Annotated in this window: 22 protein-coding genes; 14 read left to right on the top strand and 8 right to left on the bottom strand. The window is 66.8% G+C overall.

Features of this window, described 5'->3' with window-relative positions:
• The 5 genes from GJ633_RS05995 to GJ633_RS05975 form a co-directional block, all read left to right on the top strand.
• Nucleotides 1-429 (top strand): metal-dependent hydrolase (locus GJ633_RS05995; protein ID WP_156588006.1); only part of this gene is annotated, 429 nt, incomplete at its 5' end.
• A 120-nt stretch (nucleotides 430-549) separates the two neighbouring features.
• Entirely contained in the window at nucleotides 550-2,307 is a 1,758-nt protein-coding gene (gene pyk / locus GJ633_RS05990) for a pyruvate kinase (protein WP_156588004.1), read from the top strand.
• Between the two features lie 54 nt (nucleotides 2,308-2,361).
• Nucleotides 2,362-2,568: a hypothetical protein gene (locus tag GJ633_RS05985; RefSeq protein WP_156588002.1), complete on the top strand. Its 207-nt coding sequence runs from the start codon at nucleotides 2,362-2,364 to the stop codon at nucleotides 2,566-2,568.
• A 156-nt stretch (nucleotides 2,569-2,724) separates the two neighbouring features.
• On the top strand, nucleotides 2,725-3,003 hold the full coding sequence (locus GJ633_RS05980; RefSeq protein WP_156588001.1) for a DNA-directed RNA polymerase subunit L: 279 nt from the start codon (nucleotides 2,725-2,727) through the stop codon (nucleotides 3,001-3,003).
• A gap of 221 nt (nucleotides 3,004-3,224) precedes the next feature.
• On the top strand, nucleotides 3,225-4,253 hold the full coding sequence (locus GJ633_RS05975; RefSeq protein ID WP_156588010.1) for a glycosyltransferase family 4 protein: 1,029 nt from the start codon (nucleotides 3,225-3,227) through the stop codon (nucleotides 4,251-4,253).
• Nucleotides 4,254-4,297: 44 nt separating this feature from the next.
• Here GJ633_RS05975 and GJ633_RS05970 read toward each other — a convergent pair whose 3' ends face one another.
• The gene (locus tag GJ633_RS05970) at nucleotides 4,298-4,621 is read right to left on the bottom strand and encodes a hypothetical protein (protein ID WP_156587999.1); all 324 of its coding nucleotides are present in this window, start codon (nucleotides 4,619-4,621) and stop codon (nucleotides 4,298-4,300) included.
• A gap of 79 nt (nucleotides 4,622-4,700) precedes the next feature.
• On the opposite strand from GJ633_RS05970, the gene GJ633_RS05965 reads away from it, so the two are divergent.
• Together GJ633_RS05965 and GJ633_RS05960 are read left to right on the top strand one after the other, a co-directional pair.
• On the top strand, nucleotides 4,701-4,895 hold the full coding sequence (locus GJ633_RS05965) for a heavy-metal-associated domain-containing protein (RefSeq protein WP_156587997.1): 195 nt from the start codon (nucleotides 4,701-4,703) through the stop codon (nucleotides 4,893-4,895).
• Between the two features lie 320 nt (nucleotides 4,896-5,215).
• On the top strand, nucleotides 5,216-5,683 hold the full coding sequence (locus GJ633_RS05960) for a hypothetical protein (protein WP_156587995.1): 468 nt from the start codon (nucleotides 5,216-5,218) through the stop codon (nucleotides 5,681-5,683).
• Nucleotides 5,684-5,689: 6 nt separating this feature from the next.
• Here the strand turns inward: GJ633_RS05960 and GJ633_RS05955 are convergent, their stop codons facing one another.
• The gene (locus tag GJ633_RS05955) at nucleotides 5,690-6,724 is read right to left on the bottom strand and encodes a hypothetical protein (protein WP_156587993.1); all 1,035 of its coding nucleotides are present in this window, start codon (nucleotides 6,722-6,724) and stop codon (nucleotides 5,690-5,692) included.
• A gap of 162 nt (nucleotides 6,725-6,886) precedes the next feature.
• Here GJ633_RS05955 and GJ633_RS05950 point away from each other — a divergent pair, with 162 nt between their 5' ends.
• Both GJ633_RS05950 and GJ633_RS17660 read left to right on the top strand, forming a co-directional pair.
• Entirely contained in the window at nucleotides 6,887-8,056 is a 1,170-nt protein-coding gene (locus GJ633_RS05950) for a hypothetical protein (RefSeq protein ID WP_156587991.1), read from the top strand.
• Nucleotides 8,057-8,120: 64 nt separating this feature from the next.
• Entirely contained in the window at nucleotides 8,121-9,239 is a 1,119-nt protein-coding gene (locus GJ633_RS17660; RefSeq protein WP_156587989.1) for a DUF5305 domain-containing protein, read from the top strand.
• A gap of 95 nt (nucleotides 9,240-9,334) precedes the next feature.
• Here GJ633_RS17660 and GJ633_RS05940 read toward each other — a convergent pair whose 3' ends face one another.
• From GJ633_RS05940 to GJ633_RS05920, 5 genes are all read right to left on the bottom strand, one after another.
• Nucleotides 9,335-10,390 (bottom strand): hypothetical protein, encoded by a 1,056-nt coding sequence (locus tag GJ633_RS05940; protein ID WP_156587987.1) that lies wholly within the window; start codon nucleotides 10,388-10,390, stop codon nucleotides 9,335-9,337.
• Nucleotides 10,391-10,618: 228 nt separating this feature from the next.
• Nucleotides 10,619-11,164, bottom strand: coding sequence for a hypothetical protein (locus GJ633_RS05935; RefSeq protein WP_156587985.1), 546 nt, complete (start codon nucleotides 11,162-11,164; stop codon nucleotides 10,619-10,621).
• A gap of 383 nt (nucleotides 11,165-11,547) precedes the next feature.
• On the bottom strand, nucleotides 11,548-12,057 hold the full coding sequence (locus tag GJ633_RS05930) for a hypothetical protein (RefSeq protein WP_156587983.1): 510 nt from the start codon (nucleotides 12,055-12,057) through the stop codon (nucleotides 11,548-11,550).
• A gap of 223 nt (nucleotides 12,058-12,280) precedes the next feature.
• The gene (locus tag GJ633_RS05925; protein WP_156587981.1) at nucleotides 12,281-13,066 is read right to left on the bottom strand and encodes a hypothetical protein; all 786 of its coding nucleotides are present in this window, start codon (nucleotides 13,064-13,066) and stop codon (nucleotides 12,281-12,283) included.
• A 182-nt stretch (nucleotides 13,067-13,248) separates the two neighbouring features.
• Nucleotides 13,249-13,815 carry a hypothetical protein gene (locus GJ633_RS05920; RefSeq protein WP_156587979.1) on the bottom strand — a complete coding sequence of 189 codons (567 nt, stop codon included), beginning with the start codon at nucleotides 13,813-13,815 and terminating at the stop codon, nucleotides 13,249-13,251.
• Nucleotides 13,816-14,027: 212 nt separating this feature from the next.
• Here GJ633_RS05920 and GJ633_RS05915 point away from each other — a divergent pair, with 212 nt between their 5' ends.
• From GJ633_RS05915 to GJ633_RS17655, 5 genes are all read left to right on the top strand, one after another.
• On the top strand, nucleotides 14,028-14,633 hold the full coding sequence (locus tag GJ633_RS05915; RefSeq protein WP_156587977.1) for a hypothetical protein: 606 nt from the start codon (nucleotides 14,028-14,030) through the stop codon (nucleotides 14,631-14,633).
• A gap of 92 nt (nucleotides 14,634-14,725) precedes the next feature.
• Nucleotides 14,726-15,631, top strand: a complete 906-nt coding sequence (locus GJ633_RS05910; protein ID WP_156587975.1) for a hypothetical protein — start codon at nucleotides 14,726-14,728, stop codon at nucleotides 15,629-15,631.
• 290 nt (nucleotides 15,632-15,921) lie between these two features.
• Nucleotides 15,922-16,215: a nucleotidyltransferase family protein gene (locus GJ633_RS05905; protein WP_156587972.1), complete on the top strand. Its 294-nt coding sequence runs from the start codon at nucleotides 15,922-15,924 to the stop codon at nucleotides 16,213-16,215.
• Nucleotides 16,212-16,529: a DUF86 domain-containing protein gene (locus tag GJ633_RS05900; protein WP_197431261.1), complete on the top strand. Its 318-nt coding sequence runs from the start codon at nucleotides 16,212-16,214 to the stop codon at nucleotides 16,527-16,529. Before GJ633_RS05905 ends, GJ633_RS05900 begins: the two co-directional genes overlap by 4 nt.
• A gap of 175 nt (nucleotides 16,530-16,704) precedes the next feature.
• Nucleotides 16,705-17,655, top strand: a complete 951-nt coding sequence (locus GJ633_RS17655) for a response regulator (protein ID WP_231741249.1) — start codon at nucleotides 16,705-16,707, stop codon at nucleotides 17,653-17,655.
• A 57-nt stretch (nucleotides 17,656-17,712) separates the two neighbouring features.
• On the opposite strand, the gene GJ633_RS17060 is transcribed toward GJ633_RS17655, so the two are convergent.
• A partial coding sequence (locus tag GJ633_RS17060; protein WP_197431260.1) for a signal peptidase I occupies nucleotides 17,713-18,520 on the bottom strand: 808 nt, incomplete at its 5' end.

The following is an 18,520-nucleotide window of genomic DNA, read 5'->3' as shown; positions in this document are numbered from 1 at the left end:
GGAACCGGGTCGGCGACCGGCGAGCCGGGGCTGGCGGCGCTCGGCGCCGGACTCGCCGTCGTCGCAGCCACGCTGCCCGACGTCGACCACCGGCTCCCGGTCGCACACCGCGGGCCGACGCACACGCTCGGGTTCGCCCTCGGGGCCGGCGCGCTCGCCGGGGTCGTCACCGCGTGCGCGCTCGCCGTCGCCCCGTCCGTCGCCGCCTCTCCGCGGACGGCCGTCTTCGTCGGCGGCGTCGTCGCGCTCTCGCTGTGCTCGCACCTCGCCGGCGACGCGATCACGCCGATGGGGATCCGGCCGTTCCGACCGGTCTGGAACGTTCACGTCACCCTGGATCTGACGCCCGCGAAGGACCCGCGCGCGAACCGGTTGTTCCTCGGCGCCGGCGTCGCCGCCGCTTCGCTGGCGACCGTCGCGGCGGTGTGAGCCCCGTCCGAGTCGGCGGAGCGGCGGACCGGGCAGCTTCGATCGGGTCGTCGGCCGGAACGTTCACTCGTCTCCGACTCAACCGGGTGCCTTTTTCCGCCCGTGCGCCGAACCGGGGGTATGCGAAACGCCAAGATCGTCTGTACGATCGGCCCCGCGTCCGACGATCGGGACACGATCCGCGAGCTCGCCGAGGCGGGGATGTCCGTCGTCCGGCTGAACGCGAGCCACGGGACGACGGCCCACCGCGAGGAGGTCATCGAGCGGGCCCGCGCGGTCGACGGGGAGCGCGACGAGCCGCTCGCAGTGATGGTCGACCTGCAGGGGCCGGAAGTCCGGACCGCCGAGATCGACGAGCCGATACCGCTCGCCGCGGGCACCGAGGTGACGTTCGTCGAGGGGAGCGGGGCGAGCGCCGAGCGCGTCGGGCTCAGCCACGCGATCTCGGCCGCGGAGGCGGGCGACACCGTCCTGCTCGACGACGGACGGATCGAGTGTCGCGTCGAGCGCGTCGACGGCGAGGCGGTGGTCGCGACGGTGATCTCCGGGGGAGAACTCGGCTCCAGGAAGGGAGTCAATCTCCCGGGCGTCGCGATCGACGTCGATCTGATCACGTCGTCCGACGAGGCCGAACTCGATCTCGCCGCCCGGACGGACGCCGACTTCGTCGCCGCGTCGTTCGTGCGCGACGCCGACGACGTGTACCGGATCGCGGACGCGTTGGAGGATCGCGGCGCCGACGACGTCCCGGTCGTCGCGAAGATCGAGCGCGCGGGCGCGGTCGAACACCTCGAGGCGATCGTCGACGCGGCCGACGGCGTGATGGTCGCCCGGGGCGATCTCGGCGTGGAGTGCCCGCTGGAGGAGGTCCCGATGATCCAGAAACGGATCATCCGAACGTGCGTCAACGCGGGCGTCCCCGTGATCACCGCCACGGAGATGCTCGACTCGATGGTCTCTTCCCGGCGGCCGACGCGCGCGGAGGCGTCCGACGTCGCGAACGCGGTCCTGGACGGGACCGACGCGGTGATGCTCTCGGGCGAGACCGCGGTGGGCGACGACCCGGTGAACGTCGTCGAGACGATGGACCGGATCGTCCGGCAGGTGGAGCGGAGCGACGAGTACGCGGAGACGCGCGAGCAGCGCGTACCGGCGGCCGCGGAGGGGTCCCGCACCGAGGCGCTGGCGCGGTCGGCCCGGTTCCTCGCGCGGGACATCGGGGCGTCGACGGTGGTCGCGGTCTCGGAGTCGGGGTTCACCGCCCGCAAGACGGCCATGTTCCGGCCGCGAGTCCCGGTCGTCGCGACGACGCCGAACGACCGGGTCCGACGGCAGCTCGCGCTCTCGTGGGGTGTCCGTCCCGTGCTGACGGAGTACGCGACCGACATGGAGACGATCCTCGACAACGCGGTCGACGCCGCGCTCGACACGGGACGGGCGGCCTCCGGGGACACGCTCGTGGTGCTGTCCGGAATGTTGACCGAGTTCGAGGGGACGAACACGACGAACACGCTGAAGGTCCACGTGGCCGCAGAGACGCTCGTGACGGGGAAGGCGGTCGTCGCCGGCCGCGTCGCGGCGCCGGTGTACCGGACCGACGACGGCGACCTCGCCGACCTCCCCGACGGGTCGATCGTGGCGCTCGGTCCCGGGTTCGACGACGAGTTCGACGGCGACCTCGGTCGGATCGCGGGGATCGTCGACGCCCGACCCGGAATGACCGGATACCCGGCCGTCGTCGCACGAGAGCTCGGCGTCCCGATGGTCTCCGGCGCCCGCCTCCCCGATGAGGTGTCCGACGGGAGCGTGGTGACCGTCGACGGCGAGCGCGGCGTCGTCTACGACGGCGACGTGATAGCGCCCGCCCGGAAGCGGTAGGGAGGCATCCGTCGACCCGCCAGCCATTTACCCCCGACCCGCCTACCCGCACCTATGACCGGCGAGGACGACGAAAGCGACGGCGACGGCGAGCGCGAGTGGCGGTTCGCCGTCGAGGACGTGGGTCCGGACGGGATCACCGAAGACACTCACACGCCGGAGAGCGAACCGATCGAGCCCGGCGACATCGATCCCGAACACGCCGCGTTCGTCGTCCTCGGCGTCGCGGTCACGGTCGGCGTGCTGCTGTTCGGGTTTTGAGTTCCGTCCGCGCGGGTCGCATGTGCCGCGGCCGCTGCGGTCGATCTCGATCGACCGCGCCGTCTCGCGGACCCGGACGCCCCGTGGCGCTCGGCTTCATCCGTCGAGATCCGGGAGACGAAAGCTTGAAACGCCGGTCGCCCCGAGTCCACAGACATGGAACTGCGGGTCATCGAGAAGACCGACACGGAACTCCGCATCGAGGTCGCCGGCGAGGACCACACGTTCATGAACGTCCTGAAGGGGGTCTTACTGGAGACTGACGACGTCGCGGCCGCCACCTACGACGTGAACCCCGAGCAGTCCGGCGGCCAGACGGAGCCGGTGTTGACGGTGAAGGCCGAAGAGGGCGACCCGCTCGACGCGCTCGGGACGGCCGCCGAGTCGATCACGGACCGGACGGCAGCCCTGCGCGACGCCGTGAAGGCGGCCTGACGCGCGTCTCCGTTCGGCGGCGTGGTCTTCCCTCGGCCGTGTTCGTCTCCCTTCGTTTCGCTTCGCCGCCCTTCTGCTAGGTCAGCCCCGGTCGCGCCGCCACCGTGGTTCCGTGCTCCAAAGAGGCGTGACGACCGTCCGTCCCCGGACGACCGCGGAGGACGAGGGGCATACCTAAGTGCCGACTCTCGAAACGAAGGGGTATGTCGCCGAGTGTACTCATGCTGGGGTGGGGGTACCCACCGAACATCACCGGCGGGCTCGACGTCCACGTGGGTGAACTGTTCTCCAGGCTGCGCGACGACCTGGGGGTGGACGCAACCCTGGTGTTGCCGAGGGAGTTCGCCCCGGACGACGAGCCCGGATTGGAGCCCGTCGATACCGGCGAAGGAGACGTCGCAGCCCGGGTGGAACGGCTCTCGGACCGGTTCGCCGAACTGGCTCCCGGAACGGACGTGATCCACACGCACGACTGGTTCGGATACACGCCCGGCCGCGCCGCCGCCCGGGAGTCGGACGCGACGTGGGTGTCGTCGTTCCACTCGCTGGCGAGCGACCGCAACATCGACCCGCCGACCCGCGAGGTCGAGACCGAACGCCGGCTGGCGAGCGCCGCCGACACGAACATCGCGGTCAGCGAGATCGTTCGCGAGGACATCCGCGAGCTGTACGACGCCGACGCCAGAGTCGTGTACAACGGCTTCTCCACGCCGCAGTTCTCCGGGAAGGACGTCCGCGCGGACCTCGACATCGACGGCGAGATGCTGTTTTTCGTCGGGCGGCACACGGACCAGAAGGGGATCTCGCACCTGCTGTACGCGATGAAGAAGCTCCGCGGCCGCGACGTCACGCTCGTCGTCGGCGGGTCGGGCCACCAGACGGAACAGCTGAAGCGGTTCGTCGAGCTGATCGGGATCGGAGACCGCGTCGAATTCGTCGGATACGTCCCCGAGGCGGAGCTCGGCGATTACTACGCCGCCGCCGACGCCTTCGTCTCCCCGTCGCTCTCCGAGCCGTTCGGGATCACGATCACCGAGGCGCTGGAGGCGGGGACGCAGGTGGTCGCCACCCCCGCGGGCGTCAGCGAGGTGCTCCCCGACGGCTGTCTCGTGGAGGTCGAGACGGACTCGGAGTCGATCGTCGACGGGCTCATCACCGCGCTCGACCGCGAGGAGCCGCCGACGTACGAGCGCCGCGAGTGGTCGGCGGTCGCGGAGGACACGCTGGCGGTGTACGAGGACGTCGCCTGACAGGGCTCGTCGTCCGGGCGAGTCGACCGCCTCGCGTCAATCCGTCACGCCTCGTCTTCCCGGTAGACGTCGAACTCCGTCGCCGGTTCCGGGTGCGTGATCCGGAACCCGTCCGCGGTCTCGAACGTCCCGCGCGTGCTCCCCGTTCCGCCGCCGTACGGACTCTCCGTCCCGTCGATGCCGGTTCCCTGACCCTGGTACGGGGAGGTGTACGGCGACGAAGCGATCGGCTCGTCGAAGTTCGACGGCGGGAGGTAGATCCGCTCGCCGCTCTCGGAGCGCACGACGACGGCGACGTCGCGGGTGCCGGTCACGTCGATGACGGTCCGCTCGTCGGTGACGCGCGCGTCGATGTCGATCTCGTCCATGCGACACGATGCGGACGGGAGGGGCTTAGCTGTGGCGGCGAGAGAAAGGCAATTGGGCGCGCGGTACCGACGGTCGGGCATGACGACACTCGAGGTCGACGGCATGGCGTGCGACGGCTGCGAGGAGGCCGTGATCGACGCGATCGAGGGCGTACCGGGCGCGGAGTCGGCGACCGCGGACCACGAGGCGGGCGTCGCGACCGTCGAGGGCGACGTCGACGTCGACGCCGTCGTGGCCGCGATCGAGGAGGCCGGCTACGAGGCGACGCCCTGACCCCCCGAGAGGTCAACGGTCGCGCATGTGACGGAGCTGGCGTCGGCGATCGACGACGGTCGGACCGCCGTGTATCGAGACGCCTTGAGATGCGTAGTGAGAGATATATCTAGAGTATTCGATGCGTAGAGAAGGACGTCCAGCCTTGTGTGTCGTCAACACACAAACTTATACGATTCGAAACGAACGGTGGGACGATGGCGCGGCGAACGAAGCGCGACAGCGGCTCCCGCGACTCCGCCGATCCGCGATCGACGCGGCCGGAATCAGGTGGCTGGACGCGAACCGCAGATCGGACGCGTACGGGTGGTCAAACTCGGATGGGTAGTCGACCTCAAACGGATGACCGGACCCGAACGGGCGCGCATACCGACTCGCAGAGGCGCGGACGGCGCAGCCGTCCGGGGCGACGGTCCGGGTGGTTCGGACGGAGCGCCCTCTCGATTTCGGGGATCGCGCTGCTGACGGCGACCAAGGCGGCAGACGCGCTCACGACGGGGCTCGGACTCGCGTACGTTCCCGGCGTGTACGAGGCGAACCCGATGGTCCGCGTCGTGTTCGAGCGAATGGGGATCACGGAGGGGCTCGTCGTGAGTTCGTTCGTCATCGTCGCGGGGATCGTGTTGATCACGGAGCTCGCCTCGGTCGGCGTCGCGAAGCGACGGCCGGACGGTCACTTCGCCCCGCTCGTCAGACTGGTGGGGTACGGCCTCCCCTCGATGGTGTTCGCTGCCGTCGCGCTGCGCAACGCCGGCGTGCTGGTGGCCGGGATCGGTGGACTGTTTTGAACCGGCTCAGGACCGGTCGTTCGACGCCGGCGAGGACGGGCGCGTACGGATCGTCGCGTTAGAAAAGAGGTTCCAGGAAGCGACGGGATCGACGCCGGTGAACGTCTCGTTGCACCCGGGACAGACCGGCTCCGTGAGCATCGAGAGGTCGACGTGCGTGTCACAGCGCTCACAGCGTCCCCGAGAGACGCCGGCGTCGATGGCCTCCTGTCGGAGCGACGCGAGGCCGTCGAGGCGCCGGTCCCGCGCGGCGACGGTGTCGAGCGTGGACTCGACGTCCGCGAGCCGGTCGTCGAGCCGATCGGTCGTGTCGATGAGCCGCTCGAAGAGCCCCTCTATCTCGTCGAACTCCCCGTCGATCCACGTTTCGAACTCCCGGTGGGTGGATTCGAACTCGTCGATGCTCTCCTCGAGGTCGGCGAGACGCGTCTCGAGGGCGTCGTCACGCTCGCTCGTCTGCGAGTCGATCGATTCGACCCGGCTGTGTAGCCGGGTGAGGTCGTCGGAGATACGGTCGGTGAAGTTGTCCTGGCGTGACCGCTGCTGCTCGACGTCGATCGACAGGTCGGAGACCTGGCGCCGGAGCTCGGTGACCGTCTGCATGAGGTTGAGTTCCGTGTGTAGCGAGTTCCGAAGCGCCTGGATCTCGGCCGCGACCGAGTCCTCCGTCGAGACAGGAGCGTCCGAATCCGTCTCGGTAGGGTTCCGGTCGGCGTCGTGGCCGGTCGGCTCAGGTTCGAACTCGTCCGCGTCGGCGGACGTTTCGGACTGGGCTTCCGACCCGTTCCGGGAATCGGAGCCGTGCCCCGAGCGCGTGTCGCCGCCGGATTCGTCGCCGCTCCGGTGACGACCCGAACCCGTACCCGTCTCGGCGGCCGGCACGACGTCTGTCATCTCGTCGAGCACCCAGAAGGCCGAAACGAGCTGGTTCAACAGCTCCTGTTCGTCGATGTCGCGAGAATCCGCCGTGTAGCGAACCCACTCTTGGAAGGTGTCGGCATCGACCGGGGACGGTCCGTCGGCTTCCCAAGAGTCGGCCATTACCGGTTGTTGCCGTGCAGACATATTAATCGTTGTGCCACAAAGCGACTCGATAGCCACCGTGCGGTACTTTTTTTACGCTGAAACGAGGATTTCAGATGAGGAGACGCCGATGGGTACACCGGGGACACAGCCGACGATAGGGGGGGTCGATCGGCGCCGATGGCGAGCGACGCCGTCGGCGCCTTCGACCCCCCACGGAGTCCGATAGTGAGCGACGCCGATTCGGACGACGCGAACGAGGACGACGAGGAGTCGAATCGCGCGAAACGTCCCTCGAGGTTCAAAAATATCGCGTCGAGGCTCGACGACGACCCACTTGACTCGACCACCGACTCCGACGGGCTGGCGGCGGACAGCAGCGATCCGGCGGCAGACCGTCAGGAGTCGGATACGACCGATTCCGAGCAATCCGGGAACGAGAGCGACCATCCCGGCGGCGACGACTCGTGGGAGTGGCTGGAGAACGACGAGATCTCCGACCCCGACGGAACGGACGCCACGGCGGACGACGATCCGGACGGATCCGCGCCGTCGACGTCCGCGAGCGGGGGACGCGACGAGCGGGCGACGAGTGAAGACCGACGTCCGGCAGACGAAGACCGGCAACGGTCGGGCGGGCGCGTGTGGGACCGCGGCGACTCGTCTGCTGACCGGTCATGTACGCAGCCCGATTCGACCGACTCGGCCGACGACGGTGGAGGATCGGCGGACGCCGAGTCGGCCGACGCGTTCGACGTCGACACGAGTGACCACACCGGCGTCGATCTGCCGGCGGAGTTGCGCCGTTCGCCGGGAACGAGCGTACTCGTCGAGTCCGGATCCCAGGACGACCGAACGGAGGTTGCGTGTCACGAGCTGCTCCACGCCGGAGCGGACGAACCGTACGTGCTCCTCGTTCGATACCGCGAACTCGAGGCGGACCGCCTCGAGCGGATCGCGAGTCGGGCCCACCGGACCAAGCTGGTGGCCGTCGGCTACACCCAGTCGACGCCGGCGTCCGAGGACATCGACATCGAACAGGTGAACATCAACAATCCGAACGACATCACCCGGCTCGGGATCGTCGTCTCCGGGACGATAGACAGTTGGGCGGACGACGACCGCGAAATCGCCGTCTGTTACGACTCGTTGAACGTCCTGTTGAACTACAAAGACGTGAAGAGCACGTTCCGGTTTCTCCACGTGTTCCTCAACACGCTCGGGAAAGCCGACACCGTCTCGCACTTCCACGTCGACCCGCTCGCCGGCAATCCACAGGATATCAACACGCTCAAGCCGCTGTTCGACGAGGTCGTCTCGATCGACTCCGTCGGCGTTCACCTCGAATGACCGCGCCGCCGCGGCCGTGGGACGGCGAGGGTGAGGGTCCGACCCCCGCAGGGAGGGATCGAACGTGAGCGACGTCGATCGGTGGATCCGGGTCCGCGCGTTCCTCGACGAGTGGTTCGTGGCCTTCGTGGTCGTGGCCCTCCTCCTCGCCGCGGCCGGCGGCTGGTGGGCCTACCAGGTCCACGCGACGCCCGAGGTCGAACGAGAGCAGGTGACCGTGAGCCAGTGGTCGGAGACGACCGATTTCGAGCACAGCGCCGTCATCACCAACGACTCGCTGGTGTTCGAGAGAGGCGAGCGGGTGCGGAACCGACCGGTCTACTACGTACAGCTCTCCGAGGCGCTCGACGTGACGTACACCTACGAGCACACGGCCGACGACGGATCGGTGAACGTGACGACCGACGTGCGGCTCCAGTACCGCGGCGTGGAGGGAGAGAACGTGCTCTGGGAGTACGCGGAGCCGATGGCGAGCGGCAGCGACGAGGGCGTCACCGCCGAGGAGAACCACACCGTCGACGCGACGCTCGACATCGACGCCGTCTTCGCGAACATCAACACGATCGAACAGCAGCTCGGCGCCGCCGGCAGCATCGAGATCCGGGTGATCGCGACGTCGAACGTCGAGGGGACGCTCGGGGGAGAGTCGGTGAGCAAGACCCACGAGAGCGTGATGCCGATCACGGTCAACGCGCAGACGCTCCGCGTGCTCGAACTGGAGACCGTCGACGAGACGAACCAGCGGACCGAGACGATAGAACGGACGGTCGAGCCGGGCGTGCCCCAGACCGTCGGGTCGGCGCTGGTCCTGCTCGTCGGTCTGAGCGGGCTCGCCGGGCTGGCGGTCGGACGGCGCAGCGGGTCGATCGACCTCTCACCGGACGAACGCGAGCTGCTGGAGGTCCACCAGCAGGAACAGGAGTTCGCCGAGTGGATCACCCACGGGACGTTCCCCTCCGAGCGGGACTACGAGGCGACGATCCTCGTCGACGACCTGGAGGGGCTCGTCGACGTCGCGATCGACACCAACAAGCGAGTGATCAAAGACGAGCAGCTCGGCGTGAGCACCGTCCTCGACGGCGACTACATCTACGTGTACGTCCGACCGGACTCGCCCGCCGAGGACTGGCTCGTGAACTACGCGGACATGACGATGGACGAGTTCGAGGAGTACGACTTCTGACGGACGGGGCGCAACCTCGAAAGACGCCGACGCACGGGGACGAGACGGCGGCGGCGCGCTCGACAGGCGTTCGTCCAGCGTGAGAGAGATCGGAGTCAGGCGTCCGGGCGTTCGCCCTCGATCTCGCTGTCCTCGGTCTCGACGTCGACACTGCTGCCGCCGCGGGCGTCGACCGCGAGATCGCCGCGGATAACGCTCCCCTCCATCTCGACGTCGACACTGCTGCCGCCGCCCGTGGCGATCACGACATCGTCGCCGATCTCGCCGTCCTCCATCGAGAGGGAGACCTCTCCGCCCCCGCCGAGGTTCATGACGACGCCGTTCCCGATGGTGGCGTTCTCCATCTCGACTTCGACCTCGGCACCACCCGGCGTGTTGATCCGCACCTCGCCGTCGATCGTGCTGTTCGCCAGCGAGATCGAGACGCTTCCGCCGCCCTGTATGTCGATCTGGAGATCGCCGCGGATCTCGGTCCCCTCGAGTTCGACCGAGACCTCGCCGCCCCCGCCGAGCGAAACGGTGGCGTCGCCGTTGACGACGCTGTTCTCGGCTTCGATCTCGACCTCCCCGCCGCCCTGAAGGTCGACGTCGATACACGGGACCGTCTCTCCTTCGAGTTCGATCTCCGAACCGGTGAGACACTGTGCGTCGGCCGCCTGGCACGTGACGGCCGTCGTCCGCGTCAGATCGACCGATTCGCCGTTATCGGTCGTGGACGCGCGGATCCGGAGCTCGACGTCGGCGGCGGTGTCGGTCGAGCACGCGAGCGCAGCCCCGACGTCAGACTCCGCTCCCGGCTGGAGGGTCCACTGGGAGATCGCGAGGTCGCTTCGGTCGATACCGAGCCCCCCCGAAGAGACGACGCTCACCCTGTCGATCGTGAGCGGTTCGGAAAACCGGTTCGTCAGCGTCAGTAGCGTCACCGAGCTGCCGTCGTCGCCGGTGGGGTCGTGCTCCTCGATCCCGAGCAGCGCGTTGGCGTCCTCGGCGGTCCCGACGCTGAACGGTCGGTCACCGGTGACCGTCGAGAACGCGCCGGTGCCCTGCACGCCAGCGGCGCCGACGCCGCCGGCGAACAGCACGGCGAGGACGCGCCGGCGGCTCACGAGCCCGTTCGAGTCACCGCGGCTGCGTCGTCGTTTTTTAGCCATCTCGGTGATGCCTCCCGTGTTCTCCCCGATTACGTCACCGCGTCACCGCCGCCCTAGACGCAGCGTTCGGTCGCACGTCCCGCTCGGCTTCGTATAGTGGTAGTTTGAGCGCGTAGACATATAGTGTTGCTGGGCTCGCCGATCGCGGGGTGATCGAGACGGGACGAGGGACTCGAGCGTGCGACCCACCGGACCGGCGACGCGCCGGATCGAGAGCCGCCGTCCGGGTCAGGGTGGCTCGTCCATGTCACCGAGCCGGTACCGGCGGTTCTGGACCACCTGCGCGACGGAGGAGGCGAGGAACGCCGCGAGGATGAGCGCCGCCCACCCGAGCTCGGGGACCGTCTCCGTCGGGACGAACCCGATCCAGATGCCCCCGAGGACGACGGCGGAGATAATCGAGAGCCCGAGGTAGTAGATCCCCCACGAGATCGACCCCTCGGGAACCACGTCGAGGTAGACGTCGAGCGTCGCGGCCTCGTCGGTGAGCTCGACCAGGTCGCCGTCGTAGTCGATCATCCCGGCGTCGGCCAGCCTGTCGAGGTGGGTCTGCTGGAGCGACGTGTACACGCGCTTGCGCTCGGCAGAAGTGAGCTCCGCGACCGGCTTGTCCTGCTCGCGGGCGGCCACCTTCTCCGCGAGGTCAGAGAGGGAGAGCGGCTCGTCGGCCCGCTTACAGAAGTGGATGACGTACCGCCGCCGGTGGTTGCTCAACAGATCGTACAACTCGTCTTTTTCCGGGCGCGTGTACGTCCGATTGTCGGTGAGAGACATAGTCAACTCGACGCCGTCTCAGCCCACTCGGTCGTCGACGTCGATCGGATCGCCGACAGGATCGTGGACGCGGGACGGATCGTGGATGCGGGTCGGATCCTAGACGGGAGTCGGGTCGCGGACGCCGACCGGCCGTCGATCCGAGGGAACCCCCACCGTTTCGTTCGGACGCACCCGCTCTCACGCATATTCGTTTTCGTAGTTTGTTTCAAACTATATATACTATTGGGATGTGAGATTCCGTCTCGGAGCGCGTCCGAGCGACGATATCTGGCCGTAGTCGGTCGATGAGCGAAGAGTGATAGGAGACGGAGCGCGACGGGACGGCGAACGACGACGAAGCGGGAGAAGAAGAGACGGGGCGGTGTACCGAGCGGGGCGGATCAATCGAGTCCGAGCGCGCCCGCGACCGCAGAGGTGTCCTCGACGGTGAGGTCGGCGGCCTCCTCGCGGCGGGCCCGGAACGTCTCGACGTGGCCGTTTATCGTCCCCGCGCCCTCTCCTTCCTCGGCCGCGGTCGCGGCCGCCAGCGCGGCCTCGGTCGCCTCGACCTGAATCCGGGTCTCCTCGGCCGACGCCTCGCAGATCGCGGCCGCCGTCTCCTCGGCGATCTCGGCCGCGAGGTCCGCGGCTTCGGCGAACCCCGACCGCGCCTCCTCGAAGCCCTCCAGAGCGGTCTCGATCGACTCGATCGCGTCGGCGTACGCCTCGTCGTTGAAGGCGTTGATCCCCTCGTCACGCGCCCTGACGGCCTCGTTGCGCGCGACGACCGCCGCGTCGTAGATCTGGACGATCTCGCGGCGCTGGTCATCGAGATCGCCGCCGTCACCGCCACCGGTGAGTTCTCCCCCACTGCCGGTAATCGTGTCGAGACACCCCGTGAGAGTGCTCACACAGACCGTCACACCACCTGTCAAGATAGCTCGACGGGAGATCATGTCAGGAGTTATCAGTGACCGTGGCGTTAGTTCTGTCGATTATCGTTCGAACCAGAGAGGGGCTCACAGCTCTGAACGAGTGAATCATTACAGAGAGACAAGAGCGTATTGGTGAGGAAATGCTCCGTCGAGGGTACCCCGCCGAAAGACGGCAGTTTAGAAACCCAACCGTTCGACGTTACTCAGTTGTGAAATCTGTTCCGACAGTGATCCGGTCGAGCAGTTGGAGACTACCAGTAGCAGGAGAATCGACGAACGGATCACCGCCTCCCGAGTTTTTCGCGAAGACGCTTGTTTGATCACCGTTGAGAGTGGTCTTCAGATCGACTTGAACGGTATTGCCCGAACCCAACGTGTAATGCGTATTAGGTTCGTCGCTATTAGTACCGCTATCCGGTGATATCTGCGTATCATCCGAGTTGGTTTGGAAGGTGAAGATCTGCTGAACGTCTGCCTTCGTGATTTCGTCGGTTGGATTGTTGGTAGCATAGCCATCAACGAACCAATTCGGGGTACTCCCGTCGTTGACTGGTGCATACCCGCCGGCATACGAGATTCCGACGTTTTCGTCCGTCTGTCCCGTGTTCTCGACTTCGATCAGCTGATTGAAATCGACGTCCGAGCTGTTGTTCTGGCGAGCTAATTGAACAACGAGGCTTCCGTCTTCCTGCTCGTTTGCCCATGCGACGGGGAGGTCACTTGGCTTGAGGTCACTAAAGTCGATACCAGGGTTCTCTGCCGACACTGGATTAATGAAGGAAGCTGTCTTCACACCAGGACCATAGGCCCAGCTATAACCACTGGAGAATGCATCACCTCGACGGAGAGTCAGCCCCGGCTGAGAGACGATCCGGAAGTCAGCGTCTGACTCCGCCGAGTTCTGGAACGTCGCCGACGAGAAGACCGCGCCGCTCCCACTCGCCAGCGCACCGAGGCCGATCACCATACTGCGTCGTTTGACCATGTTACGTCCACCTGTCTCGTACCAGTGGAGCTACCCACTTAGTATTAGGTTACCTGAAACGTTCGAAGGGCCGGCTTGAACCGATCGCGGCGGGAGACGACCCGTTCAAGCGGTGCTTGAACCGCCCGACGCCGCAGAGTTTGTGTGAGCTGTTCGCAAGTACCGCGGATCACGGGCACACATCACGAATCGGATATCGCGGCGATCTCGAGGTCGACGCTCGACCCCTCGGGGAGGTCGTCGAGGTTTCCGGGATCGTCCGCGGCGATCAGGTTCACGACCATCCCGAACGTCACGTCGTCGCCGGGAGCGAACGCCTCGTCGGAATCTGCGAGCAGGACCGTTCGGCCCTCCGAGTCGGCCTCGGTCGGCTCGTCGGCGGAGACGACCCGGAGCGTCTCCGCGACCGCGACGTTCGCCCCGTCGGAGCCGTCGCCGGCGGGCGCGAACGAGAAGGCGAGCCGGTCGTACGTCACCTCCCCGTTGTTCGTGATCTCGACCAGCTCCTCGAACCGCGAGATCGACCGCTGGTTCAGCTGCTCTATCACGATCGCTTCGACCTCGCCGTCGCCGTTGGTGCGGACGTACTCCCCGCCGGCCCGGCCCGGTGTGAGCGTCAGCTCCGAGGAGACGACGACCCGGAGGTCCGCCGTCGCGGTCGTGTCCGAGAGGACCGACGCCGAGCTGACGACGGCGCTCCCGAGCGCCGCGGAGACGAGGCCGACTGCGGTCTGTCGTCGCGTGGGCATGAGTGCGGCCGCGGGCGTCCGCCCGTGGCTCGTGGAACGACCTACGTCGCCCGACGCCTTTGTATTGGCGGGCTTTCCGCGACGGCGAAGCGACGCCGGCACGATCCGCGCCATCGATCGGCGTTTCAAGCCCACCGATACCGGAGTTCTGCCGGTGCCTGCCGCGGTTCAAGCGGCCCAATACAAAGGGGGTAGGGGTACATGGGATAGATATGGCAAACAGACGTACCGTCCTGATCGGACTCGGTGGACTGGTGGCAGGCGGCGGCGCGATCCTCGGTACGGGCGCGTTCGACACGGTGGAGGCAGAGCGGACGGTCTCCGTGGAGACCACGGGGGACGCGGACGCCCTCCTGGGACTCTCGCCCGCCGATCGTGACGGCGACGGCAACAACGCGTACGTCGACGAGCCGGATGGCGGCACCATCTCGATCAACCTCGACGGGAACCCAGACCAAGGCGCGACCGGACTCAATCAGAACGCGATCACGACGTTCCGGAACCTCGTGACCGTGACCAACCAGGGGACACAGACGGTGAACTCCATTACACTCGAGTTCAACACTGACGACACCGCCGACGTTGACGCTTCGGAGACGTTCTCGTTCCCGGTCGACGAGACGGACGACGACGGCGAAGACATGGTCGGTAACGGCGACAACATCCTCACCGGTGACGGCGACATCCCGGGCTCGCTCGAGCCGGGTGATTCGGTGAATTTCGGCATCGAGATCGACCTGATCGACGGCGGTGACGAGGGTGATCTCCCCGACGGTGATTACACGCTCACCATCACCGCGGAGTCCGCGGACAACTGATCACCACTCGCTCGCTTCCGCGCCGATCGTCGGCCCGTCGCGGTGAGGAAGCCGCGGGTGACGTCCACTAATCACCCGGGTAAAATATCAGCATGGTACACAGGCGCACCACCGTACTCGCCCTCGGCACGCTCCTCGCCGGCGGCGGCGCGGTGATCGGGACGGGCGCGTTCGACTCCGTCGAGGCCCAGCGCTCCGTCTCGCTGGAGACCGCTGACGACGCCGACGCCTTCCTCGCGTTCGAGATCATCGACGACGAGCACGTCAACCAGGACGGTGGGACGATCAACTTCGAGCTCATCGCCAGGGCGACGACGACGTTCGCGGACCTCGTGAACGTGCGCAACCAAGGAACCCAGACTGTCACGTCCCTCCGGTTCGAGTTTGGCGTCACCGGCGGCGACCAGCCCCCGAGCGCGGTCGAAGACGCTCTCCGAATTATCTCCGGGAACGCGACGATCGACGCGGTCGACGAGATCAACCTTCTCGCCGAGAGCGACGCGGGCGACGCCGACGACGACGAACTCTCGCCCGGCGAAGCGATCCCGTTCGGGATCGAAGTCGACCTGACGGGCGACATCCACGAGATCACCGGCGACCCGGAGATCACCCTGACGATCATCGCCGACACCGGCGGCGAGGGCGGAGGCGGGAGCCCAGATGAGGGTTCCGAGGAAGGCTCAGAAGAGGACTCGGAGGGGCCGACCGGAACCGTCGACTCGGTTTCGCTGGCCGACGGCAACGGGAATGACATCGACGTGACGGTGACGACGAGTAACGTCGGAGAGGACACGCAGTTACGGATCCAGAGTCTCCGCCCGGAGAGCAGCCAGAATCCGAATACCGTCCGGGACGAGGTCTTGGTCGACGCCGAAAACGGAGAGAACACGTACAGCGTTCTCGGGTCGAACGGCGGACAGGCCGACCGGGTTCGGGTCGATCTGATCGACGAAGACGGAACCGTCCTCGACGCGAGGACGGTGAGTTGGTCGCAGTAACGCTCCCGCCCCGCCTGTGGCGTACTCATCGAGGGTTCGACCACGATTCATCGCAGGACGACGGACTCGATCTCACGGTGCTCACGGATGAGATCCCATTTCTCTCCCGCTACTGGGTTCGACCGAAATCGTTCTCCGCGGGAACACAGGATCCCGATGAAGGTGGCCGGATAGCGACGGCGAAACGAAACTAGTCGCGTCGTCAACGACGCCCCAAGAAGAGAGTACCCGTCTCGACACACCCCAAACCGACCGCAATACAATTAACCGACGACGTCGAATCACAGATAATGGCGCCGGTCGAGGATATGTCGACGCGACTCGCTCGGCTCAAGCCGCAGCTCGAACAGGAGTATCCGATCGCCGAGCTGGGTATCTTCGGCTCGTATGCACGGGACGAACAGAGACCAGACAGCGATCTCGATATCTTGGTCGCGTTCGAGCGCCCGGTATCGCTCTTCGATCTCGTTCGGCTGGAGAACGAACTGACGAACGAACTCGGGGTTGACGTCGATCTCGTGACGAAGGATTCACTGAAACCGCGAATCGAATCGCGCGTCACCGAGGACATCGTCTACGTATGACAGAGGTCCTCGATTATCTCGACGATATCCTCGAAGCAGTCGAGAAGATCGAGCAGTTCACCGAGGGAATGGATTACGAGGAGTTTACCGCGGATCCGAAGACAGTCGACGCCGTCCTCCGGAATTTCGGAGTGATCGGCGAAGCGGCGAAGAATATTCCAGAAGATATCCGTCAGGAGTACAGCGATGTTCCGTGGTCAGAGATGGCCGGAATGCGCGACAAACTGATCCATGGATACGCGACCGTCGAATTGGAGATCGTCTGGACGACTGTCGAAAAAGAAGTGCCAACCAACACTGTCACCGAAGATTGAGTCGATCCGAGACGAACTCGCTTGAGTCTTTTTCGGCCTTCACGCATCGGACTCCCGAGCGGTGGGTGTTTCATTCCGAGAACGGACGCGCACGGACCACTCACTACGGCCCCCTCGTCGGCCGCTTCCCCCGCGTTTATCACTCGGACGACGCAAGTACGAAACACGGCTCTCGATGCCCTACGACACCGACGTGACGATTCTCGTAGTCGAAGACGACCGGGCGCAGGCGGACGAGTACGCCGAGTGGCTGGACGACCACGACGTCCGGATCGCCGGCGACGGCGAGGCCGCGCTCGACGCGCTCGACGACGACGTCGACGTGGTTCTGCTCGACGGCGACCTCCGAGACCCGCCGAGCGCCGAGCTGATCGGCCGGCTGCGGGCCCGCCAGCCCGACTGTCAGATAGGGCTGCTCTCGGGCGTGAGCGTCGGCGACGACATCCTCCGGCTCGACATCGACGAGTACGTGCCGCGCCCGATCACGCACGACGAGCTGCGCGAGACCGTCGCCCGACTCGCGGAGCACGGAGCGGTAGAGAGCGCGGTGGAGAGGTACCTGTCGCTCGTGGCTCGCCGGCGACGGCTCGAGGTGCGACGGGACGCCGACGACCTGGCGGACGACGAGCGGTATCTGGAGCTGACGGGAGAGGTGGCCGCCCGCCGCCGGCAGATAGAAACGCTGCTCGCGGAGATCGACGACCCGATCACGCGTCCCGACCCAGACGCGGAGACGGCCGAGGAGCCCTCCCGCTCCGGTGGCGGGACCGGGGCCGGCGTCGACCCGAGACCGCCGCTGTACCGGACCCGGGCGAGAGAGTTCTACGTGCTCTGGTTGGTCGCCGCACTCGCGTACGGTGTCGGCGACGTCGTCTCCACGCTGTACGCGACCGTCGCGGTGCCGGGGCTCATCGAGGGGAACCCGGTCGTCGGGTCGATCCTCTCGACCGCCGGGATCCCGGGGTTCCTCCTGTTGAAGGTGCTCGTCCTGCTCGTGTTGATCTCGGTCAGCGTCCAGGGCGCCCGGAGCCACGAGCGGTTCTCCTACTACTGGCCGCCGGTGTTGGCGACCGGCCTCGGCGTGCTGCTCACGGGGTGGAACCTCCGGCTGATCCTTGGTGGCTGAGCCCGCGGCAAACAACGTGAGACCGCGTCGGACAGAAGAATCGGGAGAGACGGCTCGTCACCGCCACTTACGGATCTGCCGGCGGACCCGATCGGCGAGCGAGACGTTGCGGTCACGCGAACGGAATCGGAACGGATCCAGGCCGACGGCGACGACGTACACCGCGGTGACGACCACGACGATCACGGCGTCTATCGCCGCGACGGCGACGAACGGGTGGATCGCGTGCAGCGAGAGGATGACCGGCGCCGGGAGGAACTGCACGTACTGCCACTCCGAGACCGACCTGACGTACGCGCCGGTCTCGTCGGGCGCGTGGATTGTGACGGTTGTGGACGCGGTCTGACCGCGGGCAGCCACCAGGTCGGACTGTGCGACGTCGACGCCCGAACTGGCCGCGTCCACGGTCGCGATCCGCGGGATGAACCCGTCGTTGGTGAAGTTGTAGGTGTACTCGACGGAGCCGCCGCGCTCGATGACGGTCGGGTTCGAACTCGGCGTCTGCGAGCTCACGATCGTGATGTCGTTCGTCCCCGACGGGAGCACCATGCTCGCCGTCGCCGGCACGGTTATCAAAAGGAGGATAACGAGGAGGACGAGGACCGCGCTCGTCTCGCCCCCGCGCTCGCGTGATCGCTCGCCTCGCTCCGAGCGGCGCTGGTTCCCGCCGAGCCCCTCGGCGAGGAGGCTGTACGCCAGAAGCGCCAGTCCAACGAAGACCATCGAGGAGCCGACGTTACCGTCCGCGAGCCCACCCAGCCCCGGAACGCCCGAGAGGAACGACGACGCGGCCGAGAACGCTCCCTGCATGGCCAAGACGATCACGCCGATCCGCGGGATCACCACCACGTCGCCGCCGAGCTCG

The sequence above is a fragment of the Halorubrum sp. CBA1125 genome, assembly GCF_009742825.1.
GTDB lineage: Archaea > Halobacteriota > Halobacteria > Halobacteriales > Haloferacaceae > Halorubrum.
This window is presented reverse-complemented; position numbering and strand designations above follow the sequence as displayed.

What these genes read in the sequence shown, in the direction of transcription:
- GJ633_RS05910 (WP_156587975.1), top strand. Translation starts at nt 14,726, where the DNA reads ATGGTACACAGGCGCACCACCGTACTCGCCCTCGGCACGCTCCTCGCC.
- GJ633_RS05925 (WP_156587981.1), bottom strand. Translation starts at nt 13,066, where the DNA reads ATGGTCAAACGACGCAGTATGGTGATCGGCCTCGGTGCGCTGGCGAGT.
- GJ633_RS05905 (WP_156587972.1), top strand. Translation starts at nt 15,922, where the DNA reads ATGGCGCCGGTCGAGGATATGTCGACGCGACTCGCTCGGCTCAAGCCG.
- GJ633_RS17655 (WP_231741249.1), top strand. Translation starts at nt 16,705, where the DNA reads ATGCCCTACGACACCGACGTGACGATTCTCGTAGTCGAAGACGACCGG.
- GJ633_RS05900 (WP_197431261.1), top strand. Translation starts at nt 16,212, where the DNA reads ATGACAGAGGTCCTCGATTATCTCGACGATATCCTCGAAGCAGTCGAG.
- GJ633_RS05950 (WP_156587991.1), top strand. Translation starts at nt 6,887, where the DNA reads ATGGCGAGCGACGCCGTCGGCGCCTTCGACCCCCCACGGAGTCCGATA.
- GJ633_RS05980 (WP_156588001.1), top strand. Translation starts at nt 2,725, where the DNA reads ATGGAACTGCGGGTCATCGAGAAGACCGACACGGAACTCCGCATCGAG.
- GJ633_RS05960 (WP_156587995.1), top strand. Translation starts at nt 5,216, where the DNA reads ATGGGTAGTCGACCTCAAACGGATGACCGGACCCGAACGGGCGCGCAT.
- GJ633_RS05915 (WP_156587977.1), top strand. Translation starts at nt 14,028, where the DNA reads ATGGCAAACAGACGTACCGTCCTGATCGGACTCGGTGGACTGGTGGCA.
- GJ633_RS05985 (WP_156588002.1), top strand. Translation starts at nt 2,362, where the DNA reads ATGACCGGCGAGGACGACGAAAGCGACGGCGACGGCGAGCGCGAGTGG.
- pyk (WP_156588004.1), top strand. Translation starts at nt 550, where the DNA reads ATGCGAAACGCCAAGATCGTCTGTACGATCGGCCCCGCGTCCGACGAT.
- GJ633_RS05970 (WP_156587999.1), bottom strand. Translation starts at nt 4,621, where the DNA reads ATGGACGAGATCGACATCGACGCGCGCGTCACCGACGAGCGGACCGTC.
- GJ633_RS05935 (WP_156587985.1), bottom strand. Translation starts at nt 11,164, where the DNA reads ATGTCTCTCACCGACAATCGGACGTACACGCGCCCGGAAAAAGACGAG.
- GJ633_RS05965 (WP_156587997.1), top strand. Translation starts at nt 4,701, where the DNA reads ATGACGACACTCGAGGTCGACGGCATGGCGTGCGACGGCTGCGAGGAG.
- GJ633_RS05975 (WP_156588010.1), top strand. Translation starts at nt 3,225, where the DNA reads ATGCTGGGGTGGGGGTACCCACCGAACATCACCGGCGGGCTCGACGTC.
- GJ633_RS05955 (WP_156587993.1), bottom strand. Translation starts at nt 6,724, where the DNA reads ATGGCCGACTCTTGGGAAGCCGACGGACCGTCCCCGGTCGATGCCGAC.
- GJ633_RS05940 (WP_156587987.1), bottom strand. Translation starts at nt 10,390, where the DNA reads ATGGCTAAAAAACGACGACGCAGCCGCGGTGACTCGAACGGGCTCGTG.
- GJ633_RS05920 (WP_156587979.1), bottom strand. Translation starts at nt 13,815, where the DNA reads ATGCCCACGCGACGACAGACCGCAGTCGGCCTCGTCTCCGCGGCGCTC.